The 21,626-nt window shown below is 39.0% G+C and carries 4 protein-coding genes and 1 pseudogene; all 5 read right to left on the reverse strand.

Features of this window, described 5'->3' with window-relative positions; all coding sequences use genetic code 11:
- Positions 1 to 36 precede the first annotated feature (36 nt).
- Positions 37 to 633, reverse strand: a complete 597-nt coding sequence (locus tag V3565_RS02105; RefSeq protein WP_455478674.1) for an invasion associated locus B family protein — start codon at positions 631 to 633, stop codon at positions 37 to 39.
- Positions 630 to 18,107, reverse strand: a complete 17,478-nt coding sequence (locus V3565_RS02110) for a YadA-like family protein (protein WP_455478677.1) — start codon at positions 18,105 to 18,107, stop codon at positions 630 to 632. Before V3565_RS02110 ends, V3565_RS02105 begins: the two co-directional genes overlap by 4 nt.
- A gap of 683 nt (positions 18,108 to 18,790) precedes the next feature.
- Positions 18,791 to 20,530, reverse strand: coding sequence for a YadA-like family protein (locus V3565_RS02115; protein ID WP_455478678.1), 1,740 nt, complete (start codon positions 20,528 to 20,530; stop codon positions 18,791 to 18,793).
- Between the two features lie 57 nt (positions 20,531 to 20,587).
- A pseudogene (locus V3565_RS02120) lies at positions 20,588 to 20,698 on the reverse strand (hypothetical protein); the annotation flags it as partial.
- Between the two features lie 2 nt (positions 20,699 to 20,700).
- Positions 20,701 to 21,411, reverse strand: a complete 711-nt coding sequence (locus V3565_RS02125) for a hypothetical protein (RefSeq protein ID WP_455478679.1) — start codon at positions 21,409 to 21,411, stop codon at positions 20,701 to 20,703.
- Positions 21,412 to 21,626: the final 215 nt, after the last annotated feature.

Below are 21,626 nucleotides of genomic sequence, written 5' to 3' on the forward strand. Positions count from 1 at the left end.
TATAATAGTAATCTTACTAAAAATTACCTACACATTCTATCTCTGTAAAGAATAAAGTGCTTCACTCAATCCTTTAAACGAAACAACGAAAGACAATACTCCTCCCCCTTTAATCTTATAGGAAATGCGTACATTTTTGCCCTGCTCTATGTATTGGCTTAAAATTGGTTCTACAAGCGATTGCGCTAAGCAAACAGTTTGATTACATTGTGTATAGTCAATTAGAATAGTTTTGCTAACATCATCCACGACCATTTTAATAGGAACACTCGTGTCGGCTTGTGGCAATGTCCGAAAAAGCATCACGGCTTGACCGTTTTTTGTAGCAACAAGAGACCAACTAAAAATAGTATTATCCTCTTGGTCTCGAACAGTCTGCGTTACATTACATATACCTTGCTTAAGTGATTGTTGCTCATCACAAATCAAAGTCCAATTATGAAATTGTGTAATTACTCTACGTACTTCACCAGGAGCTCCACTAGGAACGGATAATCGTGGTGGATGCAATGTGTAAATATTATTTCTTTCACCCGCAAAGCTATCACCATTCCCCAAGAAGACAAGAGTAAAAAGAATCTTTATTAAAAGATTTCGATTTTTTATAATCGTATTACTTTTTTCTATCGTCATTTTAATCTTAGGGTAATTCCTGCACCGACACCTAAGTGACGTCCCGCACTGGTTATAGATAGGTTGGAGCGAAGATTCCCATCTTCAGATGTATAACCAGCACCAAGAGCAAATGCATATTGACCACGCCATAAACCACCACCAACAGAAAGACTCAAAGATCCAGGTTCATCATAATAACGCAAATTAGAAACCGCCAGACTAATTGCTGCTGCTTGTCTTGCTTCCCTCTTACTATCTTCAATACTATAACTGAACTCTTCAAACTTCATATCTGCATATGATTTAACCTCATTAACACTATTCTTAACCTGCGTATCCGTGTACTTTTGGGCATCTTGAAGAACAAAATCCATCTGTTGTTTGGTGTAATCATATAACTGACCACCATTTACTGCTTCTTTCGAACCTGAAGCAATCTGACCGTCAGAAACATTGTCAATTAACACAGGCTCACTTTCATTTCCACCAACTAAAGCGATGCTATTAATCTTATTTCCATGCTCATCTTTATCATAATTAACAACCTCATGCTTAACTGAATTTTCTATATCTTGTACCTGCTTAACAAGAATATCAATCCCGCCTGTAATTTCTTGGTAAAGGCTGGAAATAGAGCTATTCATCCCCGTAAAAGCTTCAGCAACCGTCTTATAATTCTTATCTTCGGTCTTGCCATCGGCATTAACAATTTTAAGATGAAAAGTTGGAGCTATCCATTGGCTATCTTCACCATACCCAGAACCACCACCCAAATATTGGGAAAACTTTTCCGTTAGATCATAAATCTGTGATCCATTAATCGCATCGGTAGAAATTTTACTGAGAGAACCAGCTTCAAGATATGTAATCTTACTATTGCTTTTTTCATCCCCATGACGTGCAACAAAAGCTTCATCAGAACTACTCCACAATATGCTATTCTGATTGATGCTTCCCGTAAGCTTCTTTTTTACATCGGTCAGAGATTTATCAATCCCTGAAAAGGCTGAACCAAGATCATTATATTTTTCACCATTGATTTCATAAGTTGGTAAAACTCCTGTAAGCAAATCTGCACCACCACCAAAAAATTTGGATATATTGCCAGAAAGACTACTCACATCATCTGTAACAGCCTTAACATTCTCATTGGTCGCAAAAAGCTGTGATCCATTAACAGCATCTGTAGAATTTTCACTGATATCACCAGCTTTGACATTATGCAGAGCAACCGGTCCAGAATCTTTTTTACCCAACGTAATACTATTATAATTAACAACATCACCCTTTTCTGAACTCTTATCATAATAAACTGCTGCTGCTGTGACAGTCTTAAGCTCATCAATATTGCCGCTTACACTGCTATTAAGGCTCTTAATCTGATCATCAAGCTGCTTCTTATTAACTGCATCATTGTCAGATGTTGCATCTGCTACACCAGAAAGTCTCCGTGCTTGACCGGACTTATTCGCTATTGTAATTTCATCTCCATCCTGGGACACACCAATTGTGATAGAATTACCGCTAGCATCCTGTTGAATAGGAAGAGATTTAACAGTTTGGGATAGCTTGTGAATACCATCATTAAAATTCTTGGCACTATCATCAAGCTGCTTCTTATTAATAGCGTCATTATCAGATGTTGCGTCTGCTACACCAGAAAGTCTCCGATCTTGACCAGACTTATTCGCTATTGTGATTTCTGTACCTTCTTTCCTATCTCCAATTGCAATAGCTGCAGAACCATCATCAAACTGAATAAAACTACCAATACCATCCTTCGTATCTTGATAAAGATTTACGGCAGAGCTACTCGCGCCCGTAAAAGCATCGGCAACCGTCTTATAAGTCTTATCTTCAGCCTCTCCACCAGCATGAACAATTTTAAGATGGAAAGTTGGAGCTATCCATTGGCTATCTTCACCATACCCAGAACCACCACCCAAATATTGGGAAAACTTTTCCGTTAGATCATAAATCTGTGATCCATTAATCGCATCGGTAGAAATTTTACTGAGAGAACCAGCTTCAAGATATGTAATCTTACTATTGCTTTTTTCATCCCCATGACGTGCAACAAAAGCTTCATCAGAACTACTCCACAATATGCTATTCTGATTGATGCTTCCCGTAAGCTTCTTTTCTACATCGGTCAGAGATTTATCAATCCCTGAAAAGGCTGAACCAAAATCATTATATGTTATACCATTAACTTCATACGTTGGTGCAACTCCTGTAAGCAAATTGACACCACCACCAAAAAATTGCGATGCATTATCAGAAAGCGTTTTTACCTGATCTGTGACGCTCTTAACATTCTCATTGGTCGTAAAAAGCTGTGATCCATTAATCGCATCTGTGGAATTTTCACTGAGAGAACCAGCTTGGACATTATGCAGAGCAACCGCTCCACTATTTCCTTTACCCAACGTAATACTATTATAATTAACAGCATTACCCTTTTCCGAACTCTTATCGTAATAAACTGCTGCTGCTGTGACAGTCTTAAGCCCACTAATACGGCTATTGAAACTACTATCAAGACTCTTTATACCAGCATCTAATTGCTGCTTATTAATTGCATCATTGTCAGATGTTGCATCTGCTACACCAGAAAGTCTCCGTGCTTGACCGGACTTATTCGCTATTGTAATTTCATCTCCATCCTGGGACACACCAATTGTGATAGAATTACCGCTAGCATCCTGTTGAATAGGAAGAGATTTAACAGTTTGGGATAGCTTGTGAATACCATCATTAAAATTCTTGGCACTATCATCAAGCTGCTTCTTATTAATAGCGTCATTATCAGATGTTGCGTCTGCTACACCAGAAAGTCTCCGATCTTGACCAGACTTATTCGCTATTGTGATTTCTGTACCTTCTTTCCTATCTCCAATTGCAATAGCTGCAGAACCATCATCAAACTGAATAAAACTACCAATACCATCCTTCGTATCTTGATAAAGATTTACGGCAGAGCTACTCGCGCCCGTAAAAGCATCGGCAACCGTCTTATAAGTCTTATCTTCAGCCTCTCCACCAGCATGAACAATTTTAAGATGGAAAGTTGGAGCTGTCCATTGACCATCTTCACCATACCCAGAACCACCACCCAAATATTGGGAAAACTTTTCCGTTAGATCATAAATCTGTGATCCATTAATCGCATCGGTAGAAGTTTTACTGAGAGAACCAGCTTCAAGATATGTAATCTTACTATTGCTTTTTTCATCCCCATGACGTGCAACAAAAGCTTCATCAGAACTACTCCACAATATGCTATTCTGATTGATGCTTCCCGTAAGCTTCTTTTCTACATCGGTCAGAGATTTATCAATCCCTGAAAAGGCTGAACCAAAATCATTATATGTTATACCATTAACTTCATACGTTGGTGCAACTCCTGTAAGCAAATTGACACCACCACCAAAAAATTGCGATGCATTATCAGAAAGCGTTTTTACCTGATCTGTGACGCTCTTAACATTCTCATTGGTCGTAAAAAGCTGTGATCCATTAATCGCATCTGTGGAATTTTCACTGAGAGAACCAGCTTGGACATTATGCAGAGCAACCGCTCCACTATTTCCTTTACCCAACGTAATACTATTATAATTAACAGCATTACCCTTTTCCGAACTCTTATCGTAATAAACTGCTGCTTCAGTTGCAGTCGTAAGCCCACTAATACGGTTATTGAAACTACTATCAAGACTCTTTATACCAGCATCTAATTGCTGCTTATTAATTGCATCATTGTCAGATGTTGCGTCTGCTACACCAGAAAGTCTCCGTGCTTGACCGGACTTATTCGCTATTGTAATTTCATCTCCATCCTGGGACACACCAATTGTGATAGAATTACCACTAGCATCCTGTTGAATAGGAAGAGATTTAACAGTTTGGGATAGCTTGTGAATACCATCATTAAAATTCTTGGCACTATCATCAAGCTGCTTCTTATTAATAGCGTCATTATCAGATGTTGCGTCTGCTACACCAGAAAGTCTCCGATCTTGACCAGACTTATTCGCTATTGTGATTTCTGTACCTTCTTTCCTATCTCCAATTGCAATAGCTGCAGAACCATCATCAAACTGAATAAAACTACCAATACCATCCTTCGTATCTTGATAAAGATTTACGGCAGAGCTACTCGCGCCCGTAAAAGCTTCAGCAACCGTCTTATAAGTCTTATCTTCAGCCTCTCCACCAGCATGAACAATTTTAAGATGGAAAGTTGGAGCTATCCATTGGCTATCTTCACCATACCCAGAACCACCACCCAAATATTGGGAAAACTTTTCCGTTAGATCATAAATCTGTGATCCATTAATCGCATCGGTAGAAGTTTTACTGAGAGAACCAGCTTCAAGATATGTAATCTTACTATTGCTTTTTTCATCCCCATGACGTGCAACAAAAGCTTCATCAGAACTACTCCACAATATGCTATTCTGATTGATGCTTCCCGTAAGCTTCTTTTCTACATCGGTCAGAGATTTATCAATCCCTGAAAAGGCTGAACCAAAATCATTATATTTTTCACCATTGATTTCATAAGTTGGTGCAACTCCTGTAAGCAAATTGACACCACCACCAAAAAATTGCGATGCATTATCAGAAAGCGTTTTCACCTGATCTGTGACGCTCTTAACATTCTCATTGGTCGTAAAAAGCTGTGATCCATTAATCGCATCTGTGGAATTTTCACTGAGAGAACCAGCTTGGACATTATGCAGAGCAACCGCTCCACTATTTCCTTTACCCAACGTAATACTATTATAATTAACAGCATCACCCTTTTCTGAACTCTTATCGTAATAAACTGCTGCTGCTGTGACAGTCTTAAGCCCACTAATACGGCTATTGAAACTACTATCAAGACTCTTTATACCAGCATCTAATTGCTGCTTATTAATTGCATCATTGTCAGATGTTGCATCTGCTACACCAGAAAGTCTCCGTGCTTGACCGGACTTATTCGCTATTGTAATTTCATCTCCATCCTGGGACACACCAATTGTGATAGAATTACCGCTAGCATCCTGTTGAATAGGAAGAGATTTAACAGTTTGGGATAGCTTGTGAATACCATCATTAAAATTCTTGGCACTATCATCAAGCTGCTTCTTATTAATAGCGTCATTATCAGATGTTGCGTCTGCTACACCAGAAAGTCTCCGATCTTGACCAGACTTATTCGCTATTGTGATTTCTGTACCTTCTTTCCTATCTCCAATTGCAATAGCTGCAGAACCATCATCAAACTGAATAAAACTACCAATACCATCCTTCGTATCTTGATAAAGATTTACGGCAGAGCTACTCGCGCCCGTAAAAGCTTCAGCAACCGTCTTATAAGTCTTATCTTCAGCCTCTCCACCAGCATGAACAATTTTAAGATGGAAAGTTGGAGCTGTCCATTGACCATCTTCACCATACCCAGAACCACCACCCAAATATTGGGAAAACTTTTCCGTTAGATCATAAATCTGTGATCCATTAATCGCATCGGTAGAAGTTTTACTGAGAGAACCAGCTTCAAGATATGTAATCTTACTATTGCTTTTTTCATCCCCATGACGTGCAACAAAAGCTTCATCAGAACTACTCCACAATATGCTATTCTGATTGATGCTTCCCGTAAGCTTCTTTTCTACATCGGTCAGAGATTTATCAATCCCTGAAAAGGCTGAACCAAAATCATTATATGTTATACCATTAACTTCATACGTTGGTGCAACTCCTGTAAGCAAATTGACACCACCACCAAAAAATTGCGATGCATTATCAGAAAGCGTTTTTACCTGATCTGTGACGCTCTTAACATTCTCATTGGTCGTAAAAAGCTGTGATCCATTAATCGCATCTGTGGAATTTTCACTGAGAGAACCAGCTTGGACATTATGCAGAGCAACCGCTCCACTATTTCCTTTACCCAACGTAATACTATTATAATTAACAGCATTACCCTTTTCCGAACTCTTATCGTAATAAACTGCTGCTGCTGTGACAGTCTTAAGCCCACTAATACGGCTATTGAAACTACTATCAAGACTCTTTATACCAGCATCTAATTGCTGCTTATTAATTGCATCATTGTCAGATGTTGCATCTGCTACACCAGAAAGTCTCCGTGCTTGACCGGACTTATTCGCTATTGTAATTTCATCTCCATCCTGGGACACACCAATTGTGATAGAATTACCGCTAGCATCCTGTTGAATAGGAAGAGATTTAACAGTTTGGGATAGCTTGTGAATACCATCATTAAAATTCTTGGCACTATCATCAAGCTGCTTCTTATTAATAGCGTCATTATCAGATGTTGCGTCTGCTACACCAGAAAGTCTCCGATCTTGACCAGACTTATTCGCTATTGTGATTTCTGTACCTTCTTTCCTATCTCCAATTGCAATAGCTGCAGAACCATCATCAAACTGAATAAAACTACCAATACCATCCTTCGTATCTTGATAAAGATTTACGGCAGAGCTACTCGCGCCCGTAAAAGCATCGGCAACCGTCTTATAAGTCTTATCTTCAGCCTCTCCACCAGCATGAACAATTTTAAGATGGAAAGTTGGAGCTGTCCATTGACCATCTTCACCATACCCAGAACCACCACCCAAATATTGGGAAAACTTTTCCGTTAGATCATAAATCTGTGATCCATTAATCGCATCGGTAGAAGTTTTACTGAGAGAACCAGCTTCAAGATATGTAATCTTACTATTGCTTTTTTCATCCCCATGACGTGCAACAAAAGCTTCATCAGAACTACTCCACAATATGCTATTCTGATTGATGCTTCCCGTAAGCTTCTTTTCTACATCGGTCAGAGATTTATCAATCCCTGAAAAGGCTGAACCAAAATCATTATATTTTTCACCATTGATTTCATAAGTTGGTGCAACTCCTGTAAGCAAATTGACACCACCACCAAAAAATTGCGATGCATTATCAGAAAGCGTTTTCACCTGATCTGTGACGCTCTTAACATTCTCATTGGTCGTAAAAAGCTGTGATCCATTAATCGCATCTGTGGAATTTTCACTGAGAGAACCAGCTTGGACATTATGCAGAGCAACCGCTCCACTATTTCCTTTACCCAACGTAATACTATTATAATTAACAGCATTACCCTTTTCCGAACTCTTATCGTAATAAACTGCTGCTTCAGTTGCAGTCGTAAGCCCACTAATACGGTTATTGAAACTACTATCAAGACTCTTTATACCAGCATCTAATTGCTGCTTATTAATTGCATCATTGTCAGATGTTGCGTCTGCTACACCAGAAAGTCTCCGTGCTTGACCGGACTTATTCGCTATTGTAATTTCATCTCCATCCTGGGACACACCAATTGTGATAGAATTACCACTAGCATCCTGTTGAATAGGAAGAGATTTAACAGTTTGGGATAGCTTGTGAATACCATCATTAAAATTCTTGGCACTATCATCAAGCTGCTTCTTATTAATAGCGTCATTATCAGATGTTGCGTCTGCTACACCAGAAAGTCTCCGATCTTGACCAGACTTATTCGCTATTGTGATTTCTGTACCTTCTTTCCTATCTCCAATTGCAATAGCTGCAGAACCATCATCAAACTGAATAAAACTACCAATACCATCCTTCGTATCTTGATAAAGATTTACGGCAGAGCTACTCGCGCCCGTAAAAGCTTCAGCAACCGTCTTATAAGTCTTATCTTCAGCCTTTCCACCAGCATGAACAATTTTAAGATGGAAAGTTGGAGCTGTCCATTGACCATCTTCACCATACCCAGAACCACCACCCAAATATTGGGAAAACTTTTCCGTTAGATCATAAATCTGTGATCCATTAATCGCATCGGTAGAAGTTTTACTGAGAGAACCAGCTTCAAGATATGTAATCTTACTATTGCTTTTTTCATCCCCATGACGTGCAACAAAAGCTTCATCAGAACTACTCCACAATACGCTATTCTGATTGATGCTTCCCGTAAGCTTCTTTTCTACATCGGTCAGAGATTTATCAATCCCTGAAAAGGCTGAACCAAAATCATTATATGTTATACCATTAACTTCATACGTTGGTGCAACTCCTGTAAGCAAATTGACACCACCACCAAAAAATTGCGATGCATTATCAGAAAGCGTTTTTACCTGATCTGTGACGCTCTTAACATTCTCATTGGTCGTAAAAAGCTGTGATCCATTAATCGCATCTGTGGAATTTTCACTGAGAGAACCAGCTTGGACATTATGCAGAGCAACCGCTCCACTATTTCCTTTACCCAACGTAATACTATTATAATTAACAGCATTACCCTTTTCCGAACTCTTATCGTAATAAACTGCTGCTGCTGTGACAGTCTTAAGCCCACTAATACGGCTATTGAAACTACTATCAAGACTCTTTATACCAGCATCTAATTGCTGCTTATTAATTGCATCATTGTCAGATGTTGCATCTGCTACACCAGAAAGTCTCCGTGCTTGACCGGACTTATTCGCTATTGTAATTTCATCTCCATCCTGGGACACACCAATTGTGATAGAATTACCGCTAGCATCCTGTTGAATAGGAAGAGATTTAACAGTTTGGGATAGCTTGTGAATACCATCATTAAAATTCTTGGCACTATCATCAAGCTGCTTCTTATTAATAGCGTCATTATCAGATGTTGCGTCTGCTACACCAGAAAGTCTCCGATCTTGACCAGACTTATTCGCTATTGTGATTTCTGTACCTTCTTTCCTATCTCCAATTGCAATAGCTGCAGAACCATCATCAAACTGAATAAAACTACCAATACCATCCTTCGTATCTTGATAAAGATTTACGGCAGAGCTACTCGCGCCCGTAAAAGCATCGGCAACCGTCTTATAAGTCTTATCTTCAGCCTCTCCACCAGCATGAACAATTTTAAGATGGAAAGTTGGAGCTGTCCATTGACCATCTTCACCATACCCAGAACCACCACCCAAATATTGGGAAAACTTTTCCGTTAGATCATAAATCTGTGATCCATTAATCGCATCGGTAGAAGTTTTACTGAGAGAACCAGCTTCAAGATATGTAATCTTACTATTGCTTTTTTCATCCCCATGACGTGCAACAAAAGCTTCATCAGAACTACTCCACAATATGCTATTCTGATTGATGCTTCCCGTAAGCTTCTTTTCTACATCGGTCAGAGATTTATCAATCCCTGAAAAGGCTGAACCAAAATCATTATATTTTTCACCATTGATTTCATAAGTTGGTGCAACTCCTGTAAGCAAATTGACACCACCACCAAAAAATTGCGATGCATTATCAGAAAGCGTTTTCACCTGATCTGTGACGCTCTTAACATTCTCATTGGTCGTAAAAAGCTGTGATCCATTAATCGCATCTGTGGAATTTTCACTGAGAGAACCAGCTTGGACATTATGCAGAGCAACCGCTCCACTATTTCCTTTACCCAACGTAATACTATTATAATTAACAGCATTACCCTTTTCCGAACTCTTATCGTAATAAACTGCTGCTTCAGTTGCAGTCGTAAGCCCACTAATACGGTTATTGAAACTACTATCAAGACTCTTTATACCAGCATCTAATTGCTGCTTATTAATTGCATCATTGTCAGATGTTGCGTCTGCTACACCAGAAAGTCTCCGTGCTTGACCGGACTTATTCGCTATTGTAATTTCATCTCCATCCTGGGACACACCAATTGTGATAGAATTACCACTAGCATCCTGTTGAATAGGAAGAGATTTAACAGTTTGGGATAGCTTGTGAATACCATCATTAAAATTCTTGGCACTATCATCAAGCTGCTTCTTATTAATAGCGTCATTATCAGATGTTGCGTCTGCTACACCAGAAAGTCTCCGATCTTGACCAGACTTATTCGCTATTGTGATTTCTGTACCTTCTTTCCTATCTCCAATTGCAATAGCTGCAGAACCATCATCAAACTGAATAAAACTACCAATACCATCCTTCGTATCTTGATAAAGATTTACGGCAGAGCTACTCGCGCCCGTAAAAGCTTCAGCAACCGTCTTATAAGTCTTATCTTCAGCCTTTCCACCAGCATGAACAATTTTAAGATGGAAAGTTGGAGCTGTCCATTGACCATCTTCACCATACCCAGAACCACCACCCAAATATTGGGAAAACTTTTCCGTTAGATCATAAATCTGTGATCCATTAATCGCATCGGTAGAAGTTTTACTGAGAGAACCAGCTTCAAGATATGTAATCTTACTATTGCTTTTTTCATCCCCATGACGTGCAACAAAAGCTTCATCAGAACTACTCCACAATACGCTATTCTGATTGATGCTTCCCGTAAGCTTCTTTTCTACATCGGTCAGAGATTTATCAATCCCTGAAAAGGCTGAACCAAAATCATTATATTTTTCACCATTGATTTCATAAGTTGGTGCAACTCCTGTAAGCAAATTGACACCACCACCAAAAAATTGCGATGCATTATCAGAAAGCGTTTTCACCTGATCTGTGACGCTCTTAACATTCTCATTGGTCGTAAAAAGCTGTGATCCATTAATCGCATCTGTGGAATTTTCACTGAGAGAACCAGCTTGGACATTATGCAGAGCAACCGCTCCACTATTTCCTTTACCCAACGTAATACTATTATAATTAACAGCATTACCCTTTTCCGAACTCTTATCGTAATAAACTGCTGCTGCTGTGACAGTCTTAAGCCCACTAATACGGCTATTGAAACTACTATCAAGACTCTTTATACCAGCATCTAATTGCTGCTTATTAATTGCATCATTGTCAGATGTTGCATCTGCTACACCAGAAAGTCTCCGTGCTTGACCGGACTTATTCGCTATTGTAATTTCATCTCCATCCTGGGACACACCAATTGTGATAGAATTACCGCTAGCATCCTGTTGAATAGGAAGAGATTTAACAGTTTGGGATAGCTTGTGAATACCATCATTAAAATTCTTGGCACTATCATCAAGCTGCTTCTTATTAATAGCGTCATTATCAGATGTTGCGTCTGCTACACCAGAAAGTCTCCGATCTTGACCAGACTTATTCGCTATTGTGATTTCTGTACCTTCTTTCCTATCTCCAATTGCAATAGCTGCAGAACCATCATCAAACTGAATAAAACTACCAATACCATCCTTCGTATCTTGATAAAGATTTACGGCAGAGCTACTCGCGCCCGTAAAAGCATCGGCAACCGTCTTATAAGTCTTATCTTCAGCCTCTCCACCAGCATGAACAATTTTAAGATGGAAAGTTGGAGCTGTCCATTGACCATCTTCACCATACCCAGAACCACCACCCAAATATTGGGAAAACTTTTCCGTTAGATCATAAATCTGTGATCCATTAATCGCATCGGTAGAAGTTTTACTGAGAGAACCAGCTTCAAGATATGTAATCTTACTATTGCTTTTTTCATCCCCATGACGTGCAACAAAAGCTTCATCAGAACTACTCCACAATATGCTATTCTGATTGATGCTTCCCGTAAGCTTCTTTTCTACATCGGTCAGAGATTTATCAATCCCTGAAAAGGCTGAACCAAAATCATTATATTTTTCACCATTGATTTCATAAGTTGGTGCAACTCCTGTAAGCAAATTGACACCACCACCAAAAAATTGCGATGCATTATCAGAAAGCGTTTTCACCTGATCTGTGACGCTCTTAACATTCTCATTGGTCGTAAAAAGCTGTGATCCATTAATCGCATCTGTGGAATTTTCACTGAGAGAACCAGCTTGGACATTATGCAGAGCAACCGCTCCACTATTTCCTTTACCCAACGTAATACTATTATAATTAACAGCATTACCCTTTTCCGAACTCTTATCGTAATAAACTGCTGCTTCAGTTGCAGTCGTAAGCCCACTAATACGGTTATTGAAACTACTATCAAGACTCTTTATACCAGCATCTAATTGCTGCTTATTAATTGCATCATTGTCAGATGTTGCGTCTGCTACACCAGAAAGTCTCCGTGCTTGACCGGACTTATTCGCTATTGTAATTTCATCTCCATCCTGGGACACACCAATTGTGATAGAATTACCGCTAGCATCCTGTTGAATAGGAAGAGATTTAACAGTTTGGGATAGCTTGTGAATACCATCATTAAAATTCTTGGCACTATCATCAAGCTGCTTCTTATTAATAGCGTCATTATCAGATGTTGCGTCTGCTACACCAGAAAGTCTCCGATCTTGACCAGACTTATTCGCTATTGTGATTTCTGTACCTTCTTTCCTATCTCCAATTGCAATAGCTGCAGAACCATCATCAAACTGAATAAAACTACCAATACCATCCTTCGTATCTTGATAAAGATTTACGGCAGAGCTACTCGCGCCCGTAAAAGCATCGGCAACCGTCTTATAAGTCTTATCTTCAGCCTCTCCACCAGCATGAACAATTTTAAGATGGAAAGTTGGAGCTGTCCATTGACCATCTTCACCATACCCAGAACCACCACCCAAATATTGGGAAAACTTTTCCGTTAGATCATAAATCTGTGATCCATTAATCGCATCGGTAGAAGTTTTACTGAGAGAACCAGCTTCAAGATATGTAATCTTACTATTGCTTTTTTCATCCCCATGACGTGCAACAAAAGCTTCATCAGAACTACTCCACAATATGCTATTCTGATTGATGCTTCCCGTAAGCTTCTTTTCTACATCGGTCAGAGATTTATCAATCCCTGAAAAGGCTGAACCAAAATCATTATATGTTATACCATTAACTTCATACGTTGGTGCAACTCCTGTAAGCAAATTGACACCACCACCAAAAAATTGCGATGCATTATCAGAAAGCGTTTTTACCTGATCTGTGACGCTCTTAACATTCTCATTGGTCGTAAAAAGCTGTGATCCATTAATCGCATCTGTGGAATTTTCACTGAGAGAACCAGCTTGGACATTATGCAGAGCAACCGCTCCACTATTTCCTTTACCCAACGTAATACTATTATAATTAACAGCATTACCCTTTTCCGAACTCTTATCGTAATAAACTGCTGCTGCTGTGACAGTCTTAAGCCCACTAATACGGCTATTGAAACTACTATCAAGACTCTTTATACCAGCATCTAATTGCTGCTTATTAATTGCATCATTGTCAGATGTTGCATCTGCTACACCAGAAAGTCTCCGTGCTTGACCGGACTTATTCGCTATTGTAATTTCATCTCCATCCTGGGACACACCAATTGTGATAGAATTACCGCTAGCATCCTGTTGAATAGGAAGAGATTTAACAGTTTGGGATAGCTTGTGAATACCATCATTAAAATTCTTGGCACTATCATCAAGCTGCTTCTTATTAATAGCGTCATTATCAGATGTTGCGTCTGCTACACCAGAAAGTCTCCGATCTTGACCAGACTTATTCGCTATTGTGATTTCTGTACCTTCTTTCCTATCTCCAATTGCAATAGCTGCAGAACCATCATCAAACTGAATAAAACTACCAATACCATCCTTCGTATCTTGATAAAGATTTACGGCAGAGCTACTCGCGCCCGTAAAAGCTTCAGCAACCGTCTTATAAGTCTTATCTTCAGCCTCTCCACCAGCATGAACAATTTTAAGATGGAAAGTTGGAGCTATCCATTGGCTATCTTCACCATACCCAGAACCACCACCCAAATATTGGGAAAACTTTTCCGTTAGATCATAAATCTGTGATCCATTAATCGCATCGGTAGAAGTTTTACTGAGAGAACCAGCTTCAAGATATGTAATCTTACTATTGCTTTTTTCATCCCCATGACGTGCAACAAAAGCTTCATCAGAACTACTCCACAATATGCTATTCTGATTGATGCTTCCCGTAAGCTTCTTTTCTACATCGGTCAGAGATTTATCAATCCCTGAAAAGGCTGAACCAAAATCATTATATTTTTCACCATTGATTTCATAAGTTGGTGCAACTCCTGTAAGCAAATTGACACCACCACCAAAAAATTGCGATGCATTATCAGAAAGCGTTTTCACCTGATCTGTGACGCTCTTAACATTCTCATTGGTCGTAAAAAGCTGTGATCCATTAATCGCATCTGTGGAATTTTCACTGAGAGAACCAGCTTGGACATTATGCAGAGCAACCGCTCCACTATTTCCTTTACCCAACGTAATACTATTATAATTAACAGCATCACCCTTTTCTGAACTCTTATCGTAATAAACTGCTGCTGCTGTGACAGTCTTAAGCCCACTAATACGGCTATTGAAACTACTATCAAGACTCTTTATACCAGCATCTAATTGCTGCTTATTAATTGCATCATTGTCAGATGTTGCATCTGCTACACCAGAAAGTCTCCGTGCTTGACCGGACTTATTCGCTATTGTAATTTCATCTCCATCCTGGGACACACCAATTGTGATAGAATTACCGCTAGCATCCTGTTGAATAGGAAGAGATTTAACAGTTTGGGATAGCTTGTGAATACCATCATTAAAATTCTTGGCACTATCATCAAGCTGCTTCTTATTAATAGCGTCATTATCAGATGTTGCGTCTGCTACACCAGAAAGTCTCCGATCTTGACCAGACTTATTCGCTATTGTGATTTCTGTACCTTCTTTCCTATCTCCAATTGCAATAGCTGCAGAACCATCATCAAACTGAATAAAACTACCAATACCATCCTTCGTATCTTGATAAAGATTTACGGCAGAGCTACTCGCGCCCGTAAAAGCTTCAGCAACCGTCTTATAAGTCTTATCTTCAGCCTCTCCACCAGCATGAACAATTTTAAGATGGAAAGTTGGAGCTGTCCATTGACCATCTTCACCATACCCAGAACCACCACCCAAATATTGGGAAAACTTTTCCGTTAGATCATAAATCTGTGATCCATTAATCGCATCGGTAGAAGTTTTACTGAGAGAACCAGCTTCAAGATATGTAATCTTACTATTGCTTTTTTCATCCCCATGACGTGCAACAAAAGCTTCATCAGAACTACTCCACAATATGCTATTCTGATTGATGCTTCCCGTAAGCTTCTTTTCTACATCGGTCAGAGATTTATCAATCCCTGAAAAGGCTGAACCAAAATCATTATATGTTATACCATTAACTTCATACGTTGGTGCAACTCCTGTAAGCAAATTGACACCACCACCAAAAAATTGCGATGCATTATCAGAAAGCGTTTTTACCTGATCTGTGACGCTCTTAACATTCTCATTGGTCGTAAAAAGCTGTGATCCATTAATCGCATCTGTGGAATTTTCACTGAGAGAACCAGCTTGGACATTATGCAGAGCAACCGCTCCACTATTTCCTTTACCCAACGTAATACTATTATAATTAACAGCATTACCCTTTTCTGAACTCTTATCGTAATAAACTGCTGCTGCTGTGACAGTCTTAAGCCCACTAATACGGCTATTGAAACTACTATCAAGACTCTTTATACCAGCATCTAATTGCTGCTTATTAATTGCATCATTGTCAGATGTTGCATCTGCTACACCAGAAAGTCTCCGTGCTTGACCGGACTTATTCGCTATTGTAATTTCATCTCCATCCTGGGACACACCAATTGTGATAGAATTACCGCTAGCATCCTGTTGAATAGGAAGAGATTTAACAGTTTGGGATAGCTTGTGAATACCATCATTAAAATTCTTGGCACTATCATCAAGCTGCTTCTTATTAATAGCGTCATTATCAGATGTTGCGTCTGCTACACCAGAAAGTCTCCGATCTTGACCAGACTTATTCGCTATTGTGATTTCTGTACCTTCTTTCCTATCTCCAATTGCAATAGCTGCAGAACCATCATCAAACTGAATAAAACTACCAATACCATCCTTCGTATCTTGATAAAGATTTACGGCAGAGCTACTCGCGCCCGTAAAAGCTTCAGCAACCGTCTTATAAGTCTTATCTTCAGCCTCTCCACCAGCATGAACAATTTTAAGATGGAAAGTTGGAGCTGTCCATTGACCATCTTCACCATACCCAGAACCACCACCCAAATATTGGGAAAACTTTTCCGTTAGATCATAAATCTGTGATCCATTAATCGCATCTGTGGAATTTTCACTGAGAGAACCAGCTTGGACATTATGCAGAGCAACCGCTCCACTATCTCCTTTACCCAACGTAATACTATTATAATTAACAGCATTACCCTTTTCTGAACTCTTATCGTAATAAACTGCTGCTTCAGTTGCAGTCGTAAGCTCACTAATACGGCTATTGAAACTGCTATCAAGACTCTTTATACGAGCACCTAATTGCTGCTTATTAACTGCATCACTATCACTTTGCGCATCTGCTACACCAGAAAGTCTCCGCGCTTCTCCTGATTTACTAGCGATTCTGATTTCATCGGTTTCTTTCGTATTGCCAATGACGATAACACCAGAATCATCCATTTCAACAAGGTTTTTTGCATCCATATAGCTTTTTAATGATTTTAACTGCGCAACATTGACTGCATCAGTATCTTTACTACCAGCTGCCACCCCCGTAATCTGCCGACTATATTTCTTTGAAACACCACCTACACTAACTGCAGCCAATGTACTTTTCCACACATGATCATCATCTTTTTTCTCAGTACCAGTTACAGGATCATATCCAGACACACCAGCATCAACATCAGCAACAGAGTGAGATCCTATTGCGACACTGTCTTTCTTCAGTGCTTCGGAATAAACACCAAGAGCAGTAGCATTTTCCTCAGATGCGGTTGCAATCCCACCTAAAGCAACTGCAGAATCCTTACTTGCCTCAGACCCTACACCGATGGCAATACTTACCTTACCACTTGCAAGCGCAGAAACACCAAAAGCTTGCGCCCCCCCAGCTTTTGTAGTTGCCCCCGCACCAGATGCTGTTGAATAATTACCTGATGCATAAGCACCACAACCAGTTACAAAAGAATAGATACCAAAGGCTCTAGGCTGAACATTGCTAAAACCACCTGTTGCATACCCAATATGACCAGCGCCAAATATAGTACCACCATTACTAGACTGACGATCACTCTTATCCATAGTACCATAAGGATGATAGCTGATAAACCTCCTGTTTTCAAGAAATCTCTGATATTGCTCTTGCGCAGTTATTGCCGATTGTCTTATCGGACCTCCACCAGTTTTGCCGCGGTCAAGATCATTCTCAGTACTTCCCGATCCACGACCAGCAACATAATCTACACCACAATAATACGCATGACCATTAAAGACAATACTTCCATGACTCCCATACTCATATCCTGAATCATTTCCGCTTTCACTGATATTCACACTCCACTTTCCATCAGCGAAAACCCACCTTTCACCAATTATAGCAACATTTGCAGCAAAAATAGGAGAAACACTCGATAAGAGCGTGCCCATCACCGTCCCAAATGAAATAGCTTTAGCAAAATTTGACCTAGAAAAAAAATAACAACCCTTTAAACTGTTTCCTTTTAAAGTGTAATATAATTTTTTCATAGTGAATTTCCCCAATTAAAATACATTTTAAACACGAAAAAGACATACTTTAACTCTAAGCTGCCTTTGTCATGGCTGATTGTGCTTTAATTTTTTTCTTAATTATAATTTCGTATTGCTTCATTGTATGATTTTGCGCAGTGAATTTTTAAATCGATGATTAAGAATTAGTTTTCACAAGGACATAAAAAAGACATATTCTTCATTAAGCTGAAATCATGGAGTTGTTTTACGAGTGGCATGATAAGGTTACTTTTTAAGGTGTTTTATTTTGAAAATGAGTCACAGAAGTTTGTAAATAAAGGCAAAATTCGGTTGTGTTTGTAATATAGAGGGCGGTTATTTAGTATAATCTTAAAATTTTGTGGCTCTCCTCCATGTTAAGGTTAGGTTATTTAATGTTCTCTTATGGTTGAAGAAATCGTTTGCTTGTTTTTTAAGATTTTGTTTTCTTTTCAAGATATTTTATAACTATGGCTATTTTCTACCTATAAGGTATTCAGAAAAATAGCAAGAAATAAAAATATAATAGGCATTGTAACAACTTTATAAAAAGTGTTGTATAAAGTAGTGGTGGTTATTTCATTGGGAGTAAATTGTTGGTTGTTTTATGTAAAAAACTTCCACCTTTATTTTGTTAAACGAAGGCGGAAGTTTTATTAAAAAATAGCGCTTTTAATTAATTAATGCAGCGTTAAATTAAATCTCACTCCTGCACCCCAATGTCCTTCTGAACCTGTGACAGATAAGTTAGAACGGATATTTCCATCTTTAGATGTATAACCAACACCAAGAGCAAATGCAAATTGACTGCGCCATAAACCGCTACCAAATGCAATACTTAATTTTCCAGGCGTGTCATTATAATGCAAATTGGATGCGGCCAAACCAATTGCCGCTGCTTGTTTAGCTTCTTTTCGTATACTTTCTAAACCATAATTTAAAGCGTTAAACTTCATATCTGCATATGATTTAACCTCATTAACACTATTCTTAACCTGCGTATCCGTGTACTTTTGGGCATCTTGAAGAACAGAATCCATCTGTTGTTTGGTGTAATCATATAACTGACCACCATTTACTGCTTCTTTCGAACCTGAAGCAATCTGACCGTCAGAAACATTGTCAATTAACACAGGCTCACTTTCATTTCCACCAACTAAAGCGATGCTATTAATCTTATTTCCATGCTCATCTTTATCATAATTAACAACCTCATGCTTAACTGAATTTTCTATATCTTGTACCTGCTTAACAAGAATATCAATCCCGCCTGTAATTTCTTGGTAAAGACTGGAAATAGAGCTATTCATCCCCGTAAAAGCTTCAGAAACCGTCTTATAAGTCTTATCTTCGGTCTTGCCATCGGCATTAACAATTTTAATCGTGAAGTTTGGAGCTGTCCATTGGCCATCTGCACCATATCCCGCACGACCATCCAAATAGTGCACAAATTGTTCAGTTAAATCATAAATCTGCGATCCATTAATCGCATCGGTAGAAGTTTTACTGATAGTACCGGACGCAAGATATGTAATCTTACTATTGCTTTTTTCATCTCCATGGCGTGCAATAAAAGCTTTATCAGCATCACTCCACAATACGCTATTCTGATTGATGCTTCCCGTAAGCTTCTTTTCTACATCGGTCAGAGATTTATCAATCCCTGAAAAGGCTGAACCAAGATCATTATATTTTTCACCATTGATTTCATAAGTTGGTAAAACTCCTGTAAGCAAATCTGCACCACCACCAAAAAATTTGGATATATTGCCAGAAAGACTACTCACATCATCTGTAACAGCCTTAACATTCTCATTGGTCGCAAAAAGCTGTGATCCATTAATCGCATCTGTAGAATTTTCACTGATATCACCAGCTTTGACATTATGCAGAGCAACCAGTACAGAATCTCCTTTACCCAACGTAACACTGCTATAGTCAACAGCTCCATCTTCTGAGAGTTTATCGTAAAAAACTGCAGAAGCATTTATTTTTTTAAGTTCATCAATACCGCTATTAATACGATGACTCGTACTCTCATCAAGACTCTTTATACGAGCATCTAATTGCTGCTTATTAACTGCATCACTATCACTTTGCGCATCTGCTACACCAGAAAGTCTCCGCGCTTCTCCTGATTCACTAGAGATTCTGATTTCATCGGTTTCTTTCGTATTACCAATGACGATAACACCAGAATCATCCATTTCAACAAGGTTTTTTGCGTCCATATAGCTTTTTAATGATTTTAACTGCGCAACATTGACTGCATCAGTATCTTTACTACCAGCTGCCACCCCCGTAATCTGCCGACTATATTCCTTTGAAACATCACCTACACTAACTGCAGCCAATGTACTTTTCCACACATGATCATCATCTTTTTTCTCAGTACCAGTTACAGGATCATATCCAGACACACCAGCATCAACATCAGCAACAGAGTGAGATCCTATTGCGACACTGTCTTTCTTCAGTGCTTCGGAATAAAAACCAAGAGCAGTAGCATTTTCCTCAGATGCGGTTGCAAGCCCACCTAAAGCAACTGCAGAATCCTTACTTGCCTCAGACCCTACACCGATGGCAATACTTACCCTACCACTTGCAAGCGCAGAAACACCAAAAGCTTGCGCCCCCCAGCTTTTGTAGTTGCCCCCGCATTAAATGCTGTTGAATAATTACCTGATGCATAAGCACCACAACCAGTTACAAAAGAATAGATACCAAAGGCTCTAGGCTGAACATTGCTAAAACCACCTGTTGCATACCCAATATGACCAGCGCCAAATACAGTACCACCATTACTAGACTGACTATCACTCTTATCCATAGTACCATAAGGATGATTGCGAAGAACTTCCCTGTTTTCAAGAAATCCCTCAACCTTCATGTTTTCAAGAAATCTCTGATATTGCTCTTGCGCAGTTATTGCCGGGTGTATTATCGGACCTCCACCAGTTTTGCGGCGGTCCAAATCATTCTCAGTACTTCCCGATCCACGACCAACAACATAATCTACACCACAATAATACGCATGACCATTAAAGACAATACTTCCATGACTCCCATACTCATATCCTGAATCATTTCCGCTTTCACTGATATTCATAATCCACTTTCCATCAGTGAAAACCCACCTTTCACCAATTATAGCAACATTTGCAGCAAAAATAGGAGAAACACTCGATAAGAGCGTGCCCATCACCGTCCCAAATGAAATAGCTTTAGCAAAATTTGACTTAGAAAAAAAATAACAACCCTTTAAACTGCTTCCTTTTAAAGTGTAATATAATTTTTTCATAATGAATTTCCCCAATTAAAATACATTTTAAACACGAAAAAGACATATTTTAACTCTAAGCTGCCTTTGTCATGGCTGATTGTGCTTTAATTTTTTTCTTAATTATAATTTTGCATTGCTTCATTGTATGATTTTACGCGGTGAATTTTTAAATCGATGATTAAGAATTAGTTTTCACAAGGACATAAAAAAGACATATTCTTCATTAAGCTGAA

It is taken from the genome of Bartonella sp. B10, assembly GCF_053794435.1.